Genomic DNA, 21,872 nt, shown 5'->3' with positions numbered 1-21,872 from the left:
CCTCTAAACGAAATAGAAGAGTAATTTAGCTTGTTTAGGCATACTGCCTGTTAGATTAATTAATTTTTTTAAATCTAAAAGTTAAAACTAAGTAAATACTCCTACTAATGGCAATAAAACTATGCAAAAACAGTCCAAACGAATCTATTAAATTGAATTCAGAATTATTAAAATGTTATTAACACCTAGAACCGGCTTCAAATTTATCTCTAATAAAAGCGGTAACGCTTAAGGAGGGAAAGAAATGGAGCATTTAGTTCGTGTTATTCCTTTTAAGCTGATGAATCTAGCAGATGGGGCAAATGAAATTCCGAAAGGGGTTGAATTAATTCAAGCACCAAAGATTTGGAAAGATACGAAGGGAAAAGGTGTAACTGTTGCGGTTTTAGATACAGGCTGTGAAATAACTCATCCTGATCTTAAAGACCGTATTATTGGCGGAAGAAACTTTACAAATGATGATAAAGGAAATCCAGATTTATTCATGGACTACAATGGGCATGGAACCCATGTAGCTGGAACGATTGCAGCAGTCGAGAATAATAATGGAGTGATCGGTGTAGCACCAGATGCAAGCTTGCTGATCGTAAAGGTACTAAATAAAAATGGATCTGGTCAATATGACTGGATTATTAAGGGCATTCATTACGCTATTGAACAAAAAGCTGATATTATTTCGATGTCACTCGGGGGCCCAAATGATGTGCCAGAGCTTCACGAAGCCATCAAAAATGCGGTAAACAATAATATTCTCGTTGTTTGTGCCGCTGGGAATGAGGGAGATGGGGATGACGCTACAGACGAATTTGCTTTCCCTGGATCTTATAATGAAGTTATTAGCGTAGGAGCGATAGATCTAAAGCGCCGATCATCTGAATTTAGTAATTCCCACAATGAAATCGATTTAGTAGCACCGGGTGAAGAAATCCTTTCAACCTTTTTGAATGGAAAATATGCCACTTTAAGCGGCACGTCTATGGCTGCACCCCATGTCTCAGGTGCGCTTGCTTTAATAAAAAATTTATCCTTTCAGTATTTTGAACGGCAGCTTTCTGAGCCAGAGCTTTTTGCACAATTAATTAGAAGAACGATTCCTTTAGGATATTCACCGAAACTGGAAGGAAATGGTCTTGTATATTTGACAGTTCCCGAGCATTTGGCAACTATTGTTGAACAGGAATTTAAAACATTCATAGTAAACTCAATATAATATCTAATTGAAAAGCCTGATTTCAGGCTTTTTTTTATCTCATCAATTTCTTATAAAACCTGAATTATGCTATCATTTAATGATTAATACAATTCATTGATGATAGAAGGTGTATGAAATGAAACCAATAAATGATCATCTAAAAGAAAATCTACATCTAGTATTTGTTGGCTTTAATCCAAGTATCCGTTCATCAGAAACCGGCCATCATTTTGCCAATCCGAATAATCGTTTTTGGAAAATTCTTCATGAATCAGGTTTGACCCCAAGGAAATTTGCTGCAACCGAGGATTATAAAGTGCTAGATTTAGGTTATGGAATGACAAACATTGTGCCCAGACCAACGAAGGCTGCAGATGAAATTACGAAAGAAGAATATGAAGCAGGTAGAATCGAGCTTTTAAGAAAAATAAATGATTATAAACCGAAGATTGTCTGTTTTGTCGGAAAGGGAGTTTATCAGGAATTTAGCAAGAAAAAGTCCATTCCTTGGGGGAAGCAAGAGGAATCAGTAATTCCCGGCACAATTGATTTTGTTGCACCGTCATCCAGTGGGTTAGTTCGAATGAAAATAGAGGAGATTATTCAAATTTATTCTGAGTTGCCTAAGCTGCTATCTTAATTATGAAATGAATCAAAGGGAGATCAACAAGTGGAAACATTTACGGAAAAAGCCATACTTATCATTAAAAATATCCCAGCTGGAAAAGTGATGACTTATGGGCAAATTGCGAAGCTTGCAGGCAGTCCGAGAGGGGCAAGGCAAGTAGTAAGAATTCTGCACTCCATGAGCAAAAAACATCAACTTCCTTGGCATCGTGTGATCAATTCAAAAGGGGAAATTGGTTTAAAAGATGATGAGCATTATTCAGTTCAAAGACTTTCTTTAGAGAGTGAAGGGGTAGAATTTAAACTGAATGGAACGATTGATCTAAATCTTTATTTGTATGAACCAAACCTTAACTATTATTAAAAGAAAAAAGGAGGTTTTTCTAAATAGAACCTTCCTTTTTCTCTACATCAAATAGACTATTTCGTTCTTCCTGCATATTCTTCAATTATTTCAATCGTCACATGCTTCCTTGCAGGTATAATTCCCTGTTTAGCTAGGTCGTTAATCCTCGCTGTCACTTCATTTATTTTATCTGCTGTGAAGGGTTTACCTTCTCTGCAATGTTGAAGAGCTTGTTCAATATAATATTCCCTTTGCTGATTTAAAGCCATAAATTCAATAATCCGCTTGTTTTGTTTATTGACATGCTTCGTTATCTCTTTATGCACACTCGTGCTATCACTCTCCTTATTCCATATACCATAACAGCTTTGCTAGTTGCGTTAAGAGAAAAATTACTCTTTTACAAGAATTCATTTTTATTAAAATTTATTGAAATTCTGTTTGATTTCATACTGATCAATNNAAACACTACTTTTTCCTCATACTGGAAATAGAGGGATTCACCTTTCAAAGAAGAATTGTATTAAACATAAATAGAAGAAAGGTGTTGAAATCATTGAAAAATCCAATGAAATTTAGTCTTAGTCTTTTATTGATTTTCATGCTTGCTTTCGTTCCTCAAATAAACCCAGAGAAACCGGTCGTTCAGGCAACTGAAGAAGGAGGAGCGCTGGTTCAGGAACTAAATCAGCTCCTCAATAATGATCCTGATTTAAAGGGAGCACTAGCTGGTGTAAGTGTTCGATCAGCCGAGACAGGGGAGTTGCTGTATGATCATATTGGAGATATTCGCTTAAAGCCTGCCTCTAATATGAAACTGCTAACCGCTGCAGCTGCTCTATCAACATTAGGGGAAAATTACAAATTCTCAACTGAACTGCTTACTGACGGTTCTGTAAAAGGGGTAACATTGCAAGGAAATCTCTATCTAAAAGGAAAAGGAGATCCGACATTATTAAAAGCGGATTTCGATCAATTTGCAAGGAAGATTAAAGATTTGGGAATCGGTATTATTCATGGTGATTTAGTTGCTGATGATACGTGGTATGATGATATCCGCTATTCTATGGACTTAACTTGGAATGATGAAACTTATTATTATGGAGCTCAAGTTTCAGCTCTAACGGCTTCACCAAATGAAGATTATGACGCTGGAACCGTTATTGTTGATGTAAATCCAGGGAAAAATACAGGTGTAGAACCTATTGTTACATTAGAACCAAAAACGGATTATGTAAACATTATTAATAACGCCAAAACAGTTGCAAAAGACGGGAAGAAAAGCATTTCAATAGAACGTCAGCACGGGACAAATAATATTATTATTGAAGGCACTATTCCATTAGAAGCGAGCAGAGCGAGAGAATGGATGGCTGTTTGGGAGCCTTCTGGTTATGCACTTGATTTATTCAAACAATCATTATTAGAGCAAGGAATAAAATTAAATGGGAAAGTGCGAACAGCAGCTGCACCTGAGGGAGCAAATGTATTAGTCAGTCACCAATCAATGCCATTATCTGAATTACTTATTCCTTTTATGAAATTAAGCAATAATGGACATGCAGAAGCAATAATAAAAGAAATGGGCAAAGTTGTTAAAGGAGAAGGCAGCTGGGATAAAGGCATTGAAGTGCTGAAAGAGGAGCTTATCAAATTAGGGATTAACACTAACACACTCGTTCTTAGAGATGGCTCTGGTATTTCCCATGTGAATTTAATACCTGCAAATGAAATTTCCAAGCTCTTGTTTGCTGTTCAAGACAAGGAATGGTATGAAAGCTATTTGACATCATTGCCTATTGCAGGGGCGACTGATCGAATGGTAGGAGGAACACTTCGAAATCGAATGATTAATTCTGTTGCACAAAACAAAGTAATGGCGAAGACTGGCTCCATTTCTACTGTCAGCTCATTATCTGGTTATGTGGATACGAAGAGCGGCGAAAGACTTATATTTTCAATTGTTTTAAATAATTTAGTTAACGGTTCAAAGGGGAAAGTAATCGAGGATAAAATTGCAGTTATTTTAGCAGAACAATAGATTTAAAAAAGCGGATCCAATTGGACCCGCTTTTTTATATTAAGCTTTAGCAGCTTGAACGTCTAATGAAATTTTCACCTTATCCCCTACAAGGACACCGCCTGTTTCCAGAGCAGAGTTCCAAGTTAAACCATAATCACTGCGCTTAATAGCTCCTTCAACAGTGAAGCCAACCTTATCGTTGCCCCATGGATCTTTACCTGTACCTTCATAACTAACCTCAAACGTTTCCGTTTTCGTTACTCCGCGAATTGTTAAATCGCCAGTTACATCATATTCGCCATCACCATTATTTACAATCTTAGTAGATTGGAAGGTCATAGATGGGTTATTTTCCACATCAAAGAAGTCACCTGAACGAAGATGGTTATCCCGATCAGCATTACGTGTATCAATGCTTGCAAGATCAACTGTAAATTGAATGTTTGCTGACGTTAAGTCCGTAGGATCTGCTTCAATCACTGCATCGAATTGATTAAAAGTTCCTTTCACATTCGCAATCATCATATGCTTGATAGAAAAATCAACGCTGCTGTGTGCTGGATCAAGGGCCCATTTTGAATTTGTCATTTTAGTTTCCTCCTAATTTTCGCTTGAATTTATTTTATTTGAATTCGAGATAACTTAATTCTAAATAAATTATATGAACACTTCCTCTATTTGTCAATAAAAAAATTTAAAATATTGGCCTTTTTCATGATTTATTATGGGAAGTGTTACAATAACAATAATGAATTGGAAAGTCTAACTGAATGAGGGATAACATTGAACCAATTGGAACTAACCTACCGGAATGCTGTTGAAAATACAAAAGCCAAAATTTTAAATGATATAGCATTATATTTGGGCAGTAAAGATAAGATGCCAGCTTATGAAGACTATGTTTTAGAAAGAAGTAGCTATATTAATCAATTATGGTTAAATGTCTGGTTAAATAAATCTACCGGGAGCGTGTCTAGACAGACAAAAAAGGATTATTTAAAAGGGAAAGGTTACGAAACTGAGAATGTAGACAAGAAATTAATAAACCATCTCTTCCGAACTCAAATGCGTACATATAAGCCATTTCATGCGCTTGAATGGTTAAACAAGAAATGGGAAGCAGAGGAAATAAATTGGGAAGTGAAATATAGAGAAGCTAGGGAAGACTTTTTACAAAAAGAAGAAGAAAGGCTACTGCATGAATCAATTCAGAATTTCCAGGAAAAATTCATTCAGGAAATAGAATGCATCATTAATAAAAATGATGAAAGTCTTTATTTATATGTAAGACACTTCATTTCCTTAAACCTTATAAAAGATCTGCAAAGCGAAGTAAAGTATAAAAAGATTGACACAATTGCACTCGAAGAAAAACTTAAAATGATCGGTGTTTTCGATCCTGCTGATTATTCTTATGTCAGCGATTTTTTTGAAGAATTAACAGGGGATATTCACAAAACCTCTCATTGGGGTCGCCAGTATTTTGAATACGAAACTTATTTTGATCGATATTTACAGAAAACAGCAAGCTATTTAAAAGATTTAATAATGGATATGGGAATAAGTAAAATGCAGTATAAAGAGTTTAATCTCTCAAAATCATTTATTCAGTCCATTGCAGATGAAATACTTGCTGAAACTAGTGAAGAATTGGCCTTACACTTTATCGAGTTTGCCCAGCAGGAATATATTAATGATCTTATGAAGCTCGCAAAAATTCCATTTGATTTAACTAAGCATAAAGAAATATATCAAGACGATCTAGCGAACCTACAGCGAAGATTAGAAGAAGAAAAAGCAGAAATCGAGAGAAAAAAAGAAGAGGAAAAGCGCATCATCAATGAAATATTCGGACAAGAATATCAGCCTTCTATTAGAAGAAATATTCGTTTTGTTCTGCATATCGGGGAAACAAATACCGGAAAAACACACCATGCACTAGAAAAAATGAAAGCAGCTTCAAGTGGACTATATTTGGCCCCGCTGCGCCTTCTTGCTTTAGAAGTATTCGATAAACTGAATGAGGAAGGTACACTTTGCTCTTTAAAAACAGGAGAAGAAGAAAAGATTGTAGCTGGTGCCAGCCATATATCTTGTACAGTCGAAATGTTTCATGAAAAGGATTTTTTCGACTGTATTGTGATTGACGAAGCACAGATGATTACTGATAAGGATCGAGGGTTTTCGTGGTACAAGGCCATAACAAAGGCAAACGCAAATGAAGTGCACATTATCGGCAGCAAAAATGTAAAAGAAATATTACTTGAGCTGCTTGGTGATTCAAGCATTGAAATCTTCGAATACACCCGAGATGTCCCATTAGAAGTAGAAAAGAGGGAGTTTAAATTTAGCCGTGTTGATAAAGGGGATGCTTTAATTTGTTTTTCAAGGAAAAAAGTTCTTGAAACAGCATCAAGACTGGAAAATTCGGGACACTCGGTCAGTATGATTTATGGAAGTATGCCACCTGAAACAAGAAAAAAACAAGTTCAGCGGTTTAATCATGGAAAAGCTTCAATTATTGTTTCAACTGATGCGATTGGAATGGGATTAAACCTCCCAATTAAAAGAGTCGTTTTCTTGGAAAATGAAAAATTTGATGGACAGAAAAGACGGCTCCTTACATCCCAGGAGGTTAAGCAGATTGCCGGGAGAGCTGGAAGAAAAGGCATTTACGATGTAGGTAAAGTAGCTTTTGTCACCAATATTAAGAAGATGTGGGATCTGCTCGTTTGCGAGGATCAGCCCATTCAAACTTTTTCTGTAGCACCAACAAGTACTGTTTTTGAACGGTTTCAAACCTACTATCGCGATCTCGGAACCTTTTTTGAATTATGGGATAAATTTGAAAGTCCAAAGGGGACGAAGAAGGCTTCTTTATCAGAAGAAAGAGAGTTGTATGAAAAGATCCGCGGCTCAGAAATAGAAGCAAAACTGTCCATTATGGATCTATATGGTTTTCTTCATTTGCCTTTTTCCAAAAAGGAGCCTCAATTAATCTGGCAGTGGGAACAAACGATGTTAGCCATTATTGATGGGGCTGAGTTGCCAGAACCGCTTTTAAAGAATCGCAACTTAGAGGAATTAGAGCTTTCATACAAAGCGATTGGTCTCTATTTGTTGTTTTTATATCGGTTAGATCGAAGAACCGAAGCCATTTATTGGGAGCGGATCCGAGAGCAAATTAGTGATAAAGTACATGACAGATTACGAACCGATGTGAAAAATATGGCAAAAAAATGCCGAAGCTGCGGCAGGAAACTAGAATGGGATCATAAGTACCAAATTTGTGATCAATGCCATGAAAGAAAATATCGGCGCCACTCTTTACATTATTAAAATGCTTAGCTTTCGGCAAAAGATATTCCGAGAGCTAAGCATATTTTATCAATTACTGAATGATGACTATCTCTTCAAACAACTCGTATAGGGTTAAGTAGTGAGTAGCTCAAGGCTTAAGGACTACTTTAATACATTCATCCTCATGATTATTAAAAATACTATATCCATGGCTCGCTTCGTCCAATATACGGTACATTCTTTTCCAGCAAAACAAAATTAACTCGTAAAAAAGGAATAAAAATAAATTTCGGTTGCAAAATAATTTTGATTTAATATGAGGGAGGAATTTGAATGCAAATGCAAAACCAAAATCAGCAACAAGGTCAAATGCATCAAAATATGCATACCGGCATGGTTAATCAACAAATGAATCATGGGGGACATGAGGTTTTTGATGTCCATGAGGTATTATCCGGAACTGTTGGTGTTTTAGACCAATACACCCTTTTACGTCCCCATGTAAAAGATCAAGAACTAGGAAGCATACTTGATAGACAACATCAGTTTATTACTCAGGAATATAATACAACCGTTGACTGCTTTAAATCTGGTCAAGATCCAGCAGTGCCAACACAGAGCTATAAAATGACACAAGAGAACGATTTTGTTTATGGGCTGAAGCCTTCTCAGCCAAAAAAACCGTTAAATTCGGCATCAGAAGTTACAGACGCATGTATTTCTGGGCTAATGCTTGGTGCTCATAAGGCGATGGCTGGATCAAAAGCAATGGCAGCATGTGAAGTGACAAATCCAGTTGTCCGCCGCGTCATAGCTGACTCTGTGCCTAATTGCATTGAAATGGCTTATGAGCTTTCGATTTATCAAAATAAAAATCATTACTATCAAGTTCCACAGCTTGCTTCACAAGATATGCAGCAGCTGTTAAATGCTTATGCTCCCGCCCAAATGAATGGGATGCCGAACAATAATACTACACACTAATAATAAATATTTTTTAAAAAGGTGATTCTTACAGATAGAATCACCTTTTTTGCTGTGAAAATGTTATTCCAAAATAAAAACGCTTTCATTTTCAAACAATTCCAATAAATCTATTTACAATGGCTATTAAGTAGTATTTAATAGAGATATGTTTTTAATATTTTCAGAAAATAGGGGGAAAAGAAAAAAATGAGAAAAGCAATTAGAAAGCCTTTTCTAGCAATGGCCGTACTCATGCTAGTTTTATTATCAGCATGCAGCGGCAAAAGCACAGATACAGCAGGTGATAGTGAACCTTCTAAAGATGGAGGCGGAGGCCCAGTAGAAGCAAAAATTGGCGTTATTTCCTATATGACAGGACCTGGTGCTGCTTATGGGGAAGCCATAACAAGCGGATTCAAATTAGCCCAGAAAGAAATTAACGAAAAAGGCGAAGTTAAAATTGATTTAGTTATTGAAGATTCTGCAGGCAAGCAGGAACAAGCTTTATCTGCCGCACAAAAGCTAATGAGCGATGATAGCATTGTTGCACTATTAGGACCAACTTTAAGTACAGAAATGAATGTAGTAGGTCCTGAGGCTGACTTGAATGGTATTCCAATTATGGGTACTTCGACTACTGCTGAAGGAATTCCACAAATTGGAGAATATGTATTCAGAAACTCCATCCCTGAAGCACTAGCAATCCCTGCCTCAATTCAAAAAGCAGTAGATAAATACGGTGCAAAAAAGGTTGCAATCCTTTACGGAAATGACGATGTGTTCACAAAGTCCGGTTTTGACACAATGGAAAAAGTAGCAAAAGACATGGGTCTTGAAATTACGACCATTGAAACGTTCCAAAAAGGACAAGCTGATTACAATGCACAATTAACAAAAATTAAAGGTCAAAATCCTGACTTAATCTTGGCATCAGCACTTTATAATGAAGGTGCTGTCATCATGGACCAAGCTAGAAAAATGGGAATTGATGTTCCTTTTGTTGGCGGAAATGGGTTTAACTCTCCACAGGTTATTGAGATTGCTGGCGATGCTTCTAACGGGCTTATCGTTGCAACTCCATGGTTTGGGGAAAAAGACGATCCTAAAGTACAAGGCTTTAACGAAAAGTTCGAAGCAGAATACAAAAAGAAGCCTGACCAATTTGCTGCACAAGCATATGACGCACTTTACATAATGGCAGAGGCATTAAAAAATGCTGGAGAAGCAGATCGCGATAAGCTAAAGGATGCCCTTCTTGAAATTAAAGACTTAGAAGGTATTTTAGGAAAGTTCTCATTTGACAAAGACGGTGACGTTGTCATGGAACCGACTGTATTAATCATTGAAGATAAAAAGTTCAAAATCTTTGAATAATTTTTGAGGCAAAGGGTGAGATGTTTTGCTACTAGAGCAGCTTATTAACGGAATTACATTGGGAAGCATCTATGCCATCGTCGCCCTAGGTTTTACTCTTGTTTTTGGTGTTTTAGGCATCATTAATATGGCACATGGCGAAATATTTATGTTTGGAGCCTTTATCGGAGTAATTGTTACAAGTACATTAGGATTGCCAATATGGGTGGCATTTTTAGCGGCAATTATTGTAACAGCTATACTAGGTTATATGCTTGAACGATTTGCACTGCGTCCATTAAGGGGAAAGCAAGGTGTTTCTCACCTTGCTCCTTTAATTAGTACAATCGGAGCATCTATTTTACTAGAGAATTTATCACATCACCTTTTTGGTGCTGGAAATCATCCTTTCAAAAATGCCTTTTCTGAAATTAACTTTCAAATTGGTTCCATCACCATTTATTTAGTTCAAATTTTGATTTTTGTTATTTCTGTTATTTTGATGATGGTACTATCTTATTGGCTATTAAAAACAAAAGCTGGAAAAGCTCTTCGGGCAACTGCAGAAAATATTGAGACTGCCAGCATACTTGGAGTTAATACGAAAAGAATTATCATTATGACAGTCGTTATTGCTTCTGCCATGGGTGGAATTGCAGGAATCCTTGTTGGGATGGCCTTTAACTCTGTCAATCCGCAAATGGGGTTATCAATGGGCTTAAAGGGTCTCGCGATCATCATTTTAGGTGGTATGGGAAATGTAAAAGGTGCAATGGCTGGCGGGCTATTGCTCGGACTATCTGAAACATTAGTTGTCGCGTATGGAGATTCTGGCTATCGTGATGCAATCGCATTTATTACGATCATCTTTATCCTATTACTACGGCCTCAAGGCTTGTTCGGCCAAAAGACAACAGCAGCAGGGAGGTGACATGATGCTAGGAGAATTAATCAATCCATATTATTTACAAGTAGGTTCCTTTATTCTAATTAATATTATTCTCGGGCTTAGTATTTATGTCACTCTTTCATCAGGACAGTTATCTCTTGGGAATGCAGGCTTTATGGGGATTGGCGCTTATACTTCTGCTTTGCTGACACTTAATTTTGATGTTCCGATTTTCATCGGTGTTATTGCAGGGGCGCTTGTTGCCGGATTATTTGGACTTGTAGTTGGAATCCCATCACTTCGTCTTCAAGGAGTATATTTAGCTATTGCTACTTTAGGATTTGGGGAAGTAATCCGTGTATTCTTTGTTAACTGGGAATCCGTAACAAAGGGTGCCGTTGGAATTTCTGGAATTCCTCAAATTGGCCGTGAAGTTTTTAGAGTATTAAAGGATGCTGGATTTGACCCCGCTATCTTAGGCTTGAAGAGTAATCAATTTGTTTTCTTAGTTGTTTTTGTCATTCTATTAATTATAAATATTCTCGTAGTCTGGTTTATAATTAGGCAGAATCATTCCAGAGTTGGCCGTGCATTTGCCTCTATTAAAATGGATGAAAAAGCAGCAGAATCAATGGGTATTAATATTACTTACTATAAAGTATTGGCATTTGTCCAAGGTGCCGTTATATCAGGCTTTGCAGGTGCATTATTTGCTCACGTTATGGCGTATATTAGTCCGGCTGATTTTTCATACCATCGTGCGGTTGAAATTCTTATTTTTGCCGTGTTTGGCGGCAGCGAGGTAATTGTCGGGGCCATTTTCGGAGCCACCTTTATGACCTTAATGCCTGAGGTTTTGAGATTTATTAGTGAATATCGCTACATGATTTACGGGTTAATACTAATTTTAATGATGGCGTTCCGTCCACAAGGAATTATCGATAATAACGTATTAAATTGGTTTCAAAAGTTAAAACGGCCAAAAAGGGGGATTGAACATGGTTCTGGAAATCAAAAACATCTCTAAAAATTTTGGCGGTATTTCAGCATTAACTGATGTTACCTTCACTGTTAAGGAAGGCGAGATATTTGGTTTAATCGGTCCAAACGGAGCTGGAAAAACAACTATGTTTAATATGATTACGAACCTTTTTCCTCCAACTTCTGGGGAAATAACCTTTACGGGGGAAACGATCACTGGAATAAAGCCGCATTTAATAACTGAAAAAGGAATCTGTCGAACGTTTCAAAATATCCGTCTTTTTCCGCAAATGACTGCTTTAGAAAATGTGATGGTCGGCGGGCATTGCCGAATCAAATCGGGAGTTTTTAGCAGCGTTCTGCGGACAAAGTCCCAGAAAAACGAGGAAAGACAACTGCGTGAAAAAGCTAAAGAATTGCTGGATTTGGTTGGTTTAACAGATGAGATCGAAACAGACGCTGAAAATTTAGCTTATGGTCAACAAAGAAGACTTGAAATTGCCCGTGCCTTAGCCAGTAATCCAAAGCTGCTGCTATTGGACGAACCAGCTGCTGGAATGAATGAAACTGAAACAGCGAGCCTTTTCGATTTAATTAAAACGGTTCAATCAATGGGAATAACGGTTCTAATTATCGAACATGATATGCCGCTTGTTATGAAGCTTTGCGATCGAATCATGGTTTTGAATTTCGGGAAAAAGCTGGCAGAGGGGACACCGTTAGAAATACAAAATAATGAAGCGGTAATCGAAGCCTACCTCGGATCAGAGGAGGATGAAGAAAGTGCTTAAAGTTACTAATATTGAAACGTTTTATGGAAAAATACAAGCATTAAAGGGAATTAATTTAGAAGTAGAGCAGGGGAAAATTGTTACATTGCTCGGAGCAAACGGAGCAGGGAAAACAACGACAATGAAAACGATTGCCGGGTTATTAAAGCCTCAATCTGGAAAAATTGAGTTTCTGGGTGAGGATGTGACTGGCTTAAGACCTGACCAACTTTTAATGAAAGGAATATCCCTTGTTCCTGAAGGCAGAGCCATTCTTGGCAGCATGTCTGTAATGGAAAACCTTGAAATGGGAGCTTACCAGCGAAAGGATCATGAAATCGTAAAGGATATTGAAAATGTTATGGATCATTTTCCGATTTTACGAGAAAGAAAGGACCAGCTAGGCGGAACACTTTCCGGCGGGCAGCAGCAGATGCTGGCGATCGCACGCGCCTTACTTTCACGGCCAAAGCTGCTTCTTCTTGATGAGCCTTCGATGGGTCTTGCTCCATTAATTGTAGCGGATATATTTAAAATTATTAAAGAAATTAAAGACGAGGGAACTACTGTTCTGCTTGTTGAACAAAATGCCAAGCAAGCATTGAAAATTGCTGACTATGGGTATGTCATGGAAACCGGGAAAATCATCATCAACGGCAAAGCTTCTGATCTTTTGGCAGACCCGCGTGTTGTTGAAGCATACCTTGGTAAGAAATCAAGTTAATAATTATCAGAGACTCCGATATGTATCGGGGTCTTTTATTATGCCTGTCTTTTTAATTAAATGAAGCTTTATTACAGAGGAGTAACATCTTTTCTTCACTCGTTTCATAAATTTAATACCGTGACTAGGAAAATAAACTCTTCAGTAAATTTTCGGATAGTGAAGGGAATGAATAGATTATGGAAATAATCGGAAAAGGTTTTTATCGGAAAGATTCCTATGAGAAAGTAACTGGTAAAGCAAAATATACAAATGATATGGAAAGGAATGATATGCTGCACGCCAAAATGATAATCAGTCCTTACGCCCATGCAAAGATTAAAGCGATTAATACTTCCGAAGCAAAGAAAATTCCAGGGGTCCGAGCAGTCATATTAGGTGATGGCTTTCCGCTTACCGGTGAAGAAATTCGAGATAGACCGCCAATTGCTGTTGATCGAGTTCGATATCATGGAGAAGTAGTTGCATTAGTTGTTGCTGATTCCCCCTTTATTGCTATCCATGCAGCAGAAGCCATAACAGTTCAATATGAGCCGATGCCAGTCGTAAATTCCCCAACCGAAGCACTAGAGCCTCATGCACCCATCCTTCATGAAAACCTAGGACAATACGAAAAAATCCCAAGTGCCTATCCTGAACCTGGTACAAATGTCGCCAACCGGACGAAAGTACGAAAAGGAAATATTTCACAGGGGTGGGGTGAAAGTACTGTATCCGTCGAAGGCACATTTTCTTTCCGCCCATCTGATCATGTTGCAATGGAAACGAGATGTTCATACGCCCAAATTCACGGTAATGGCGAAATTGAAATAACATCCTCATCCCAAGCCCCATTTATGATCAAAAGAATGATAGGAGAATATTTCGGTATTGATAATGGAAAAATCATCGTTAATACGCCAATAGTAGGCGGAGCGTTTGGAGGCAAGGCATCTATTCAGCTTGAAATCCTATGCTATATCGCTTCAAAGGCAGTAGGGGGCAGATTAGTAAAAATATTAAATAGCAGGGAGCAGGATATTCTTACATCCCCTTGCCATATCGGTCTTGATGCTACTGTAAAACTGGGCTGTACAGAGGATGGGACTCTAAAAGTGGCTGAGATCCTTTACTTATTTGATGGCGGGGCATATGCAGACAAATCTGCCGATCTTAGCAGAGCCGGGGCAGTTGACTGTACTGGCCCCTACAATATTAACCATATTTGGTGCGATTCCTTATGCATGTATACGAATCATCCGTATGCTTCTCCATTCCGAGGATTCGGACATCCCGAAGTCCATTTTGCTTTCGAAAGAACGATGGATATGTTAGCAAAAAAACTTAATATGGACCCACTAGAATTACGAAGCCGGAATGCGATCTTGCCAGGTCATACAACCCCAACACAAGTCCTCTTAAATTCTAGCAATGTTGGTAATCTTCCAAAATGCATTTCTAGATTAAAAGAATTAATTCATTGGGATGAAGGGCAAATCATTGAAACTGGGACAAATAAAATAAGAGCAAAAGGAATTAGCTGTATATGGAAAACATCCACCATAGATACGGATGCAAGCTCAGGAGTAATTTTAACCTTTAATCAAGATGGAACAATTAATTTAATTTCTGGGGTAGTCGAGATCGGAACAGGGACAAAAACCGTATTAGCGCAAATGCTTGCAGAAATAATGAAAATGGAAATGAAAGACATTCATGTCCAAATGACTGTCAACACCCAAAGTACGCCAGAGCACTGGAAGACGGTTGCAAGCCGAGGAACATTTATGGCTGGAAGAGCACTAGTAGAGGCAGCTGATGATGTCATCAGCCAATTAAAAAGGCTTGCTGTATTTCTGTTGCGATCCCCCGTAGAGGATTTGGAGGTTGGTTATGGATTTGTTTATCTGCGTGATGATCCTAGTATAAGGATTCCAATTAAAGAAATAGCATACGGCTACAAATTTCCAAATGGAAATACGATTGGCGGACAAATCATTGGACGCGGCACTTATACATTAAGACATATTTCCTATTTGGACAAAGAAACAACTGCAGGGAAGCCTGGACCAGAATGGACCGTTGGAGCACAAGGTGTTGAAGTTGAGATTGATATGAGCAATTATACTTACAAAATTTTGAAAGCCGTATCTGTCATTGATGTTGGGAAGGTATTAAATCGAGAAACTGCTTTAGGACAGGTGAAGGGTGCGATGAGCATGGGACTTTCCTTTGGCGGCAGGGAAACGTTTGTTTTTGATTCAATTGGGAGAGTGCTTAACCATCAATTCAGAACGTATCGTCCCATCCGATTCGGAGAGCATCCTAAATACATTGTAGATTTTGTTGAAACTCCGCAAATTGATGCACCATTTGGAGCACGAGGAGTTGGCGAGCATGGATTAATTGGAATGCCTGCCGCACTTGGAAATAGTCTATCTGCAGCACTTTCAACTCCGATAAACTATTTACCTTTAATACCTGAATTACTTTGGAGGATGAAAGAAGGGGGTGCTGCCGGTGGTACAAACTGATATTGAATACTATAAACCAAAGAGCTTGAAGGAAGCCGTTGAATTGTTTTATCAATTAAAGCATGAAAATAAACAGCCCATATATTATTCCGGAGGCACAGAAATTATCACATTCCGAAGATTAAATCTCATTCATACGGGAGCCGTCATTGATATAAAAGGAATACCCGAATGCATGACTCACGAATTGGATGCAAATTTTTTAATTACGGGTGCGGCACTTTCCTTAACTTTTCTAGAAGAAAAAAACTTTTTTCCATTATTGAGTAAGACCTCTCAAGGTGTGGCGGATTACACAGCTCGAAATAAAATTACTTTAGGCGGAAATATTTGTGGGCAAATTTTTTATCGAGAAGCCGTTTTGCCATTTCTATTAACGGATAGCCTATGTGTTATAGCTGGACAGGACGGAGTGAAAAGTCTCCCTATTCATATGGTTTTTAACCAAACTCTTAATCTTTCGGAAGGCCAGCTTCTCGTTCAATTAATAACTGAGAAAAGTTATTTGGAATTGCCTCATCTTACTATCAAAAAAAGGCAGCAATGGGAGACAGGATATCCATTAATAACCTTTGCAGCACTTAAAAAGGATGATCATGTAAGAGTTGCATTTAGCGGTTTATGCCCTTTTCCATTTCGTTCATTAGAGGTTGAAAGAGAATTGAATAATCAGCAAGTGTCGATAAATGAGAGAATCGATAATTCTATTAAGTATTTGCCAAGCCCAATACTACATGATATTGAAGGGTCAAAAGAATATCGTTTATTTGTTTTTAAAAATACAATGATGGATATTCTAATAGAGTTGGAGGAGAAATAAGTGGATATCTCACCAATTAACCGATTTAATGTTGCTCTTAATATAAATGATGAAATCTATCAAGTAGAAATAAGACCATTTAGTACCTTATTAAGTATTCTCCGACTTCAATTAGGACTGACAGGTACAAAACCAGGCTGTCTAAATGGAGATTGTGGTGCATGTACAGTTATGATAGACGGACTTCCATATAAATCATGTATCATCCTAGCTATCGAAGCAGCAGGAAAGAAAATAACAACGATTGAAGGGTTGAAAAATACCCCCATCCAACATGCATTTATTGAACACTTTGCTTTTCAGTGCGGGTATTGTACTCCTGGTTTCATAATGAATTGCCAAGCATTGATTTCAAAAGATCAGAATCCTTCAAAGGAAACCATTAAGGAATGGCTTTCTTCTAATATTTGCCGGTGCACAAGCTATGAGGAAATTGAAAAAGCTCTTTTGTCTGTCATAGAACATAATAATAGAAATGAATAAAGAAATAAAAATTAAAAGGCATGGCTATGGAAGAGATGTTCATAGCCATGCCTTTCATTATTGTAAGTCTGATTCTTTTTGCTGTGTAAAAAAGAAGATGAAAATAACGATAGAGAGGACAAGGAGAAATCTTCCACCCTCTGAAAGCCTGATTACAGGTAAATCAGTTAACGGCATACCCACCATTCCCTTCAAATGTTTCTAAAAATTGTTGGATCAACAAAAAAATACTTCGTTACTATTTTTTTGTAAAATTTATATTCCCGTTTTAAGCATGGCAGTGTAGGTTCATGTTTCGGCGATCCGAAAATCGGACCACTTACGACAATTGAGAACCTGTTTGAACCTATGAACACACCAACAATCCGAATCTCATCAATAATTAAAAGAACTGCAACAATGACATCAACAACGTCTATTATCGTATTTACAAATGGCTCATCACGAAATTTACTTTCCAAGCGAGCCCTTCCAAATATTGGACCACTTAAAGAAAGACTAAATTCTCCTGGGTTAACGAAAACACCAACAAGTGTAATTTGACCAGTCAATAATAAAAAAGCAGTAACTAAATTAAGATCCCGTTGGAGGGAAGCGATGAGTTGAAGATCTTTTTGAAGTTTTGATTTATTTTGCAATGTGCCCACACCCTCCCAAGTATTTTATTCAAACTTTACCTAAATGTTAATTATTATGAAAAGTATTAGCGTAAATGCATCATGTTGCTGTGAATTTCACCTTCTGTATAAATAGGAAATAAAAGGAGAACTTATGGATAAGGTGGTGGTATCAATCGATTTTCCTACAATTCACACGAATTTTTGGGATGCGGTCATAGCAATTCCTTCAATTATCATAATCACGCAGCTAATCAAGATTTTTTTTAAAACGCCGAAAAAGTTTGTTCCTTTGATTGCCATTTTACTTGGTTTCGGAATTTCCATTTTTATTAGCCATAAAAATAATCTTCTTGCTGGCCTATTTATGGGGTATTTTTATGGATATGCTGCAATTGGAAGCTACGCTTCCTTAAAAACTTCATTAATAGCCTTTAGGAAAAACAAATAGATTTCATTTTTAAAAGGACAAGCCATGATAACGAATAATTTAATGAAAATAAAATTTGAATTTGTTTGGCAGGGATATAAATGCGTGGACACAGAAACAATCTAATGGATCAGATAAAAGAAACATTTATCGAATCAAGTGATTTTTCATTTAAAACTCTGTATGTCAAGGATTCGACAATTGATATTTTGTTTTTTTCAAGTTTAGTCTCAAACGAGAAATTAACAGAAACATTCATCCCTTTATTGACAAGACTTGAGGGTTTTCTTTTTCAAGAATATCTGCATAATATTAAAAGGATTCAAACAAAAGACTTTCAAATAGCTGTAGATATGCTTCTAAGCGGCCATATCGGGATCCTAACTGCAACGAAGGATGAAATATTCCTAGTAAGTATGATGGAGCCTGTACAAAGATCGATTGAAGAGCCAAAGTCCGAATTAATTGTTCGAGGTGCCCATGAAGGATTTGTCGAAAGATTAAATACTAATCTTCATATGATTAGAACACTTATAAATAATAGAGATTTAGTTGTACATTTAATAGAACTGGGAACGAAAACAAAGACGAGAACAGCTATTATTTATCGAAATGATATTGTCAATCAGGAGATATTAACGGAAGTAAAGAGAAGACTTTCTTATATGAATATCGAGACAGATGTAATCATTAGCCCAGGCTTTATTGAGGAATTTATTGAGGACGATCCGTTCACTGTATTTCCGCAAATATTGTACACAGAAAGACCTGATCGTGTTGGGGACAACATCATGGATGGCCGAATCGCCATTATGACAGAAGGAAGTCCTGCTGCTTTAATTGTTCCCGTAACTTTTTTCTCTTTTTATCAATCACCTGATGATTATAATAGCAGGTGGACTACGGCTACCTTTATTCGATTATTAAGAATGATCAGCTTTGTAATTGCCATCACTTTCCCATCTATTTATATTGGAGTGGTTTCCTTTCATTTGGAAGTATTGCCAAATGAGTTAATAATTCCTATGCAAAATGCAGTTGAAGATATACCATATCCACCCATCATGGAAGCTTTTATTATGGAGTTAACAATTGAATTAATTCGTGAGGCAGGAATTAGGCTGCCTACTCCTATTAGCCAAACCATTGGCATTGTTGGTGGATTAGTCATCGGTGATGCTGTAGTAAAAGCAGGAATCGTATCTAACATAATGATTGTTGTTGTTGCGATAACTGCCATTTCATCTTTTGTCGTCCCATCGAATGAACTAAGTGCAGCTGTGAGGTTATTAAGGTTTCCACTTATGCTTATTTCAGCAACATTTGGATTCATTGGCTTAGTGTTCGGTTTTATATTAATTCTGATAAAACTATGTAAGCAAGAATCATTCGGTGTACCATATTTTTATCCAGTTGCCCCGTTTAGAGTTAATGGACTAAAGGATTCCTTTGTTCGGTTGCCTTTATGGTTAATGAAAAATCGCCCTCAAGACACTATGACAAATAGACAGAAAAAAATTAATTGGGTCAGAGGCTGGGACAAAGATGAAAAATAAAACAAAGAAGATATCGCCTGCCCAGCTTTTCTTTATAATTATTCAAACCCAAATAGGAGTGGGTATTTTTTCTTTACCAAATACGATGGCTAAGGCATCTAAAATTGATGGCTGGATCTCGCTTTTCCTCGGCGGCATCGTTGTTCAAATTTTTATTATGCTATATTATTTTATTATGAAAAAATTCCCAAATAAAAAAATAAAAGAAATTGTAGAGCTAATATTCGGGAAAAAAATGAAGATAATATTCGAAATTGGACTTTTGCTTTATTCAATTATTGTAAGTGTCCTGATTCTTAATTTATATACAAGAATGCTTGATAGATGGGTTTTACCGGAAACACCTAACTGGATCCTTTCCTTAATCATGGTTGTATGTTGTTATTTTTTGGCGAAAGAAGAAATACGGGTTATTGCAAGATTTTATGTAATCGTATCTCTGTTTCTATTTATCTTTATAGCATTAATCATTTATTCGCTTAAGGATGCAAATATTTATTATATACTGCCAATTGGAAGCTCTGGCTGGAAGGACATTTTATTTGGCACGAAAGATGTCATTATTGCTCTGCTTGGATTTGAAATTATCATGTTTTTAACTGCTATTACTTCAGGAACTTTAGAGTTAAAAATTAAATTCATTACGGCTTCAAACATAGTCGTGACATTATTCTACTTATTAACAACTATCGCTTGCTTCTTGTTTTTCAGTCCTGCTGACATCCTATTAATACCAGAACCATTACTTTATTTAATAAAAGCCTTCTCATTTAAAATTATTGAGCGGACGGATCTTCTCTTTTTATCTTTATGGATTGTTTTGGTTTTCACGTCTTTTGTTTCCTATGTCTTCTGGGGTGCTGAATGTATAAAAGGCATCTTTAACAGCGAAAAAACTTCTAAAAATACATTCATTATATTAGCGATCATTTTTTTCGCGGCACTATTGCCATTAGATACTGAACAGTCAATGAATCAATTTAGTAAGTATGCTTCATATGCAGGATATATGATTATTTCCATTCCATTGGTCCTTTTACCGTTTGTTCTATTTAGCAGAAAGGGGCAGCAGCATGCGAAAGATAATTAGTGTATTATTCCTTTCAATTCCTTTGTTATCAGGCTGCTGGGATCAAAATTTATTAAAGGATGTAAGCTTGATTAACAGTTCTGCATTTGATATGGAAGATAACGATAAAATTTCAACTACTGTATCCATTCGAGCTTTACAAGGCTCCGAAGTGACGGGTGTGCAGAAGGCCAAAACCGAAACATTTACAGAAATTAATCGTACACCTCGTGGAGCACGTGACTTAATTGATCTGGAAGTGTCAAAAAAAATCGATGCATCCAAATTACAGGTTCTTCTAGTTGGAGAAAAGCTTGCAAGAAAAGAGTTCTACTCGACTCTAGACGTTTTCTATCGAGATCCCAAAAGTGCTTTAAATGCCAAGGTAGCAGTAGTAAAAGGAAAAGCTAAAGAAGTCATAAAATTAGGGAGTGAAACTGATTTATTAGTAGGTGAATATCTTTCAGATTTATTAACAAGTGCCGAAGAGGCGACTATGTTGAAAAATAACGATATCCAATCGATTGGCACAATCATCTTAGATCCAGGCCAAGATATAACTGTTCCAGTCATTCATCGTATTGATCATAAGACTGCCAAAGTAATGGGCGCTGCATTGTTTGACGGCAAAAATTACTCAGGAATGGATTTAAATAAGGACGACTCGATCCTATTTCAACTGTTAAAGGGCAATCTTTCTAAATTAGCGAGACTAACTATGAAGGTCAACGATACGGAAAGTATTAAAGATTTTATTACGATTGATATTTCAGACGTAAATAGAAATTTATCGATTGAAGCGAAGAACCCTTCTGCTATTCAAGTTCATTTAAGCCTTGAATTAAAAGCAAAAGTAGTAGAATATCCACAAGATGTTTTGGATTCACAAAAGGAAATTCATAAGCTTAATAGCATTCTCTCAAAAAAGCTGACTGACCAAGCACAAAAAGTAACACAACAGCTGCAAGAAGCAAATTGTGACGGGTTAGGTATTGGGAGAAGAATGATCGCTCTGCATCATAAAATATGGAAAAAGCTTGATTGGCACTCAGTGTATCCAACTATAACTTTTAACACAGATGTGAAAGTAAAAATCATCCAAAAGGGGATAATTAATTAGTTAATGAGCAGACTTGGAATATTTACATATTACATGGAAATAATAACAGCAGGACTTATTAGAAGGATGATCAAAATGATCTATGTATATAAT

Annotated in this window: 21 protein-coding genes; 18 read left to right on the top strand and 3 right to left on the bottom strand. The window is 36.9% G+C overall.

The window, feature by feature from the left end; translation table 11 throughout:
- Positions 1-244 precede the first annotated feature (244 nt).
- The 3 genes from V7149_RS09790 to V7149_RS09780 all read left to right on the top strand — a co-directional run bounded on the left by V7149_RS09790 (position 245) and on the right by V7149_RS09780 (position 2,183).
- Positions 245-1,210, top strand: a complete 966-nt coding sequence (locus V7149_RS09790; protein ID WP_335345447.1) for a S8 family peptidase — start codon at positions 245-247, stop codon at positions 1,208-1,210.
- Positions 1,211-1,328: 118 nt separating this feature from the next.
- Entirely contained in the window at positions 1,329-1,832 is a 504-nt protein-coding gene (mug, locus tag V7149_RS09785; RefSeq protein WP_335345446.1) for a G/U mismatch-specific DNA glycosylase, read from the top strand.
- A gap of 30 nt (positions 1,833-1,862) precedes the next feature.
- Positions 1,863-2,183: an MGMT family protein gene (locus tag V7149_RS09780; RefSeq protein WP_335345445.1), complete on the top strand. Its 321-nt coding sequence runs from the start codon at positions 1,863-1,865 to the stop codon at positions 2,181-2,183.
- Between the two features lie 56 nt (positions 2,184-2,239).
- On the opposite strand, the gene V7149_RS09775 is transcribed toward V7149_RS09780, so the two are convergent.
- Positions 2,240-2,491: a DUF2533 family protein gene (locus tag V7149_RS09775; RefSeq protein WP_335345444.1), complete on the bottom strand. Its 252-nt coding sequence runs from the start codon at positions 2,489-2,491 to the stop codon at positions 2,240-2,242.
- A gap of 230 nt (positions 2,492-2,721) precedes the next feature.
- Here V7149_RS09775 and dacB point away from each other — a divergent pair, with 230 nt between their 5' ends.
- Positions 2,722-4,206 carry a D-alanyl-D-alanine carboxypeptidase/D-alanyl-D-alanine endopeptidase gene (dacB, locus tag V7149_RS09770; protein ID WP_335345443.1) on the top strand — a complete coding sequence of 495 codons (1,485 nt, stop codon included), beginning with the start codon at positions 2,722-2,724 and terminating at the stop codon, positions 4,204-4,206.
- A gap of 39 nt (positions 4,207-4,245) precedes the next feature.
- Here dacB and V7149_RS09765 read toward each other — a convergent pair whose 3' ends face one another.
- Positions 4,246-4,776 carry a YceI family protein gene (locus V7149_RS09765; protein ID WP_335345442.1) on the bottom strand — a complete coding sequence of 177 codons (531 nt, stop codon included), beginning with the start codon at positions 4,774-4,776 and terminating at the stop codon, positions 4,246-4,248.
- A gap of 195 nt (positions 4,777-4,971) precedes the next feature.
- Between V7149_RS09765 and V7149_RS09760 the strand changes: the two genes are divergently transcribed.
- The 10 genes from V7149_RS09760 to V7149_RS09715 all read left to right on the top strand — a co-directional run bounded on the left by V7149_RS09760 (position 4,972) and on the right by V7149_RS09715 (position 16,987).
- Positions 4,972-7,527, top strand: coding sequence for a DEAD/DEAH box helicase (locus tag V7149_RS09760; RefSeq protein ID WP_335345441.1), 2,556 nt, complete (start codon positions 4,972-4,974; stop codon positions 7,525-7,527).
- 294 nt (positions 7,528-7,821) lie between these two features.
- Entirely contained in the window at positions 7,822-8,472 is a 651-nt protein-coding gene (locus V7149_RS09755; protein ID WP_438823983.1) for a spore coat protein, read from the top strand.
- A 189-nt stretch (positions 8,473-8,661) separates the two neighbouring features.
- Positions 8,662-9,828 carry an ABC transporter substrate-binding protein gene (locus V7149_RS09750; protein ID WP_335345440.1) on the top strand — a complete coding sequence of 389 codons (1,167 nt, stop codon included), beginning with the start codon at positions 8,662-8,664 and terminating at the stop codon, positions 9,826-9,828.
- A 25-nt stretch (positions 9,829-9,853) separates the two neighbouring features.
- Positions 9,854-10,738: a branched-chain amino acid ABC transporter permease gene (locus V7149_RS09745; RefSeq protein ID WP_335345439.1), complete on the top strand. Its 885-nt coding sequence runs from the start codon at positions 9,854-9,856 to the stop codon at positions 10,736-10,738.
- A 4-nt stretch (positions 10,739-10,742) separates the two neighbouring features.
- Positions 10,743-11,723, top strand: a complete 981-nt coding sequence (locus tag V7149_RS09740; RefSeq protein ID WP_335345449.1) for a branched-chain amino acid ABC transporter permease — start codon at positions 10,743-10,745, stop codon at positions 11,721-11,723.
- A complete protein-coding gene (locus tag V7149_RS09735) occupies positions 11,695-12,468 on the top strand; it encodes an ABC transporter ATP-binding protein (protein ID WP_335345438.1) in 774 nt (257 codons plus the stop codon). Before V7149_RS09740 ends, V7149_RS09735 begins: the two co-directional genes overlap by 29 nt.
- Entirely contained in the window at positions 12,461-13,171 is a 711-nt protein-coding gene (locus tag V7149_RS09730; protein WP_335345437.1) for an ABC transporter ATP-binding protein, read from the top strand. Before V7149_RS09735 ends, V7149_RS09730 begins: the two co-directional genes overlap by 8 nt.
- Positions 13,172-13,350: 179 nt before the next feature.
- Positions 13,351-15,684 (top strand): xanthine dehydrogenase family protein molybdopterin-binding subunit, encoded by a 2,334-nt coding sequence (locus V7149_RS09725; RefSeq protein WP_335345436.1) that lies wholly within the window; start codon positions 13,351-13,353, stop codon positions 15,682-15,684.
- Positions 15,671-16,504 (top strand): FAD binding domain-containing protein, encoded by an 834-nt coding sequence (locus V7149_RS09720; protein ID WP_335345435.1) that lies wholly within the window; start codon positions 15,671-15,673, stop codon positions 16,502-16,504. The genes V7149_RS09725 and V7149_RS09720 overlap by 14 nt, the downstream gene beginning before the upstream one ends.
- 15 nt (positions 16,505-16,519) lie before the next feature.
- Entirely contained in the window at positions 16,520-16,987 is a 468-nt protein-coding gene (locus tag V7149_RS09715; protein WP_438824103.1) for a (2Fe-2S)-binding protein, read from the top strand.
- A gap of 191 nt (positions 16,988-17,178) precedes the next feature.
- Here the strand turns inward: V7149_RS09715 and V7149_RS09710 are convergent, their stop codons facing one another.
- Complete coding sequence (locus V7149_RS09710) at positions 17,179-17,634, bottom strand: hypothetical protein (RefSeq protein WP_438824102.1); 456 nt, start codon at positions 17,632-17,634, stop codon at positions 17,179-17,181.
- Between the two features lie 145 nt (positions 17,635-17,779).
- Here V7149_RS09710 and V7149_RS09705 point away from each other — a divergent pair, with 145 nt between their 5' ends.
- From V7149_RS09705 to V7149_RS09690, 4 genes are all read left to right on the top strand, one after another.
- Entirely contained in the window at positions 17,780-18,055 is a 276-nt protein-coding gene (locus tag V7149_RS09705; RefSeq protein WP_335345448.1) for a hypothetical protein, read from the top strand.
- Between the two features lie 80 nt (positions 18,056-18,135).
- On the top strand, positions 18,136-19,590 hold the full coding sequence (locus V7149_RS09700; protein WP_335345432.1) for a spore germination protein: 1,455 nt from the start codon (positions 18,136-18,138) through the stop codon (positions 19,588-19,590).
- Entirely contained in the window at positions 19,580-20,680 is a 1,101-nt protein-coding gene (locus V7149_RS09695) for a GerAB/ArcD/ProY family transporter (RefSeq protein ID WP_335345431.1), read from the top strand. Before V7149_RS09700 ends, V7149_RS09695 begins: the two co-directional genes overlap by 11 nt.
- Positions 20,664-21,779 carry a Ger(x)C family spore germination protein gene (locus tag V7149_RS09690; protein WP_335345430.1) on the top strand — a complete coding sequence of 372 codons (1,116 nt, stop codon included), beginning with the start codon at positions 20,664-20,666 and terminating at the stop codon, positions 21,777-21,779. Before V7149_RS09695 ends, V7149_RS09690 begins: the two co-directional genes overlap by 17 nt.
- The last annotated feature ends 93 nt before the right edge of the window (positions 21,780-21,872 follow it).

This window comes from Bacillus sp. JJ1503 (genome assembly GCF_036965125.1).
GTDB lineage: Bacteria > Bacillota > Bacilli > Bacillales > Cytobacillaceae > Cytobacillus.
This window is presented reverse-complemented; position numbering and strand designations above follow the sequence as displayed.